This window comes from Anaerophaga thermohalophila str. Valhall, from assembly GCF_000250735.1.
Lineage (GTDB): Bacteria > Bacteroidota > Bacteroidia > Bacteroidales > Marinilabiliaceae > Anaerophaga > Anaerophaga thermohalophila_A.
In genome coordinates, this window is record NZ_AHZV01000281.1 from 1 (window position 1) to 1,243 (window position 1,243).

Consider the following 1,243-nt stretch of genomic DNA (forward strand, 5'->3'; position numbering starts at 1 on the left):
TAAACACGCACTAATTAGGAAAAAACCTTACAAAAGCTACTTCGGGATGAGTAATTTTCGGACGAGCGTAACATAGTAAATATCCATCTGGGGTGAGGAAATAAACCTTCTAAAATAAAAACACCACTTCGAAATATTTTATAGTTTTGTAACATTATATTACAAAACAATTGAAACGAGCATGGCAAGGATTGCCATTGCCACAACAAGAATATGTATAAATACTTGCATGCGAACTCCTTTCGACCTTAACAAAAAAATTTTATACGAATGAATCTTCTGTAATGTCAAACCAGATAAAAGCCATAAAAGATGGGAACATAAATGCTTTTGGTACTTTTTTCAGGAACCAATACCCCCGTCTTTTAAAATATTGCAGGCTTTTTATTAAGGATTTGGCAACTGCTGAAGACATGGTTCAGGAAACTTTTATTAAATTCTGGGAAAAGCGGGAAACTCTTGACCCAAATAATTCTGCCGGATCACTTCTTTTTATTTCTCTCAGGAACAGATGCTTAAATTATCTCCGCGAACAACAGGCAGATAGAAACAAACTCCGGGAATACCATTCTAAAACCAAAACGCTGCAGCTGATTTCACACATCGATTATTTGGGCGAAGAAGACCTCCCTATTGAGGAACTGCTTATCCGTGAGCTAAACGCAGCAATCGATAATTTACCGAAGCAATGCCGTAATGTGGTAAAACTCGCAAAGCTTGAAGGGCTGAAAAACCAGGAAGTTGCAACAAAACTGGGCATTTCGGTTAAAGGGGTCGAACGTCAGCTTTCTATCGGGAAAAAGAAAATTGAAGAGCATCTCAGAAAAAACTACCCTCTGGGACTCATACTTTTCTTTACTTGGTTTTCCTGATAAATATCTATCAGCGATTTTTCATCCCTTAGAGAATCAGCAGCTTTAGCATAGAACTCGCCGTTTAGATTTTTATACCCGCTTGTTGATATTGCAATAAATTCAAAAATTTAAAATCTTATTGTAGGGTTTTAAACATTTTTTGTGTATTACTATCAGACAATACTCCGTTAAACTTTTGCAATACGCTGCAAACTAATTAGTGCTTGTCTATAAACTCACAAAAATTTTCACAATATGTGTGTCTGTTCAGAAAGTGCCAGTTGCAAGGCTTGCGAAGTCGACCAAAAACGGAGTTTACTTTTCGTAAATGAGTATTTTGGCGGCAAGCGTAACACAGCAAATGGCACTTTATGGACAGACACTAATTA

1 protein-coding gene is annotated in these 1,243 nt (G+C 36.8%); it reads left to right on the forward strand.

The window, feature by feature from the left end; translation table 11 throughout:
- The first annotated feature begins 284 nt into the window (after nt 1-284).
- Nucleotides 285-872 (forward strand): RNA polymerase sigma-70 factor, encoded by a 588-nt coding sequence (locus OQ5_RS0114825; protein WP_016778233.1) that lies wholly within the window; start codon nt 285-287, stop codon nt 870-872.
- Nucleotides 873-1,243: the final 371 nt, after the last annotated feature.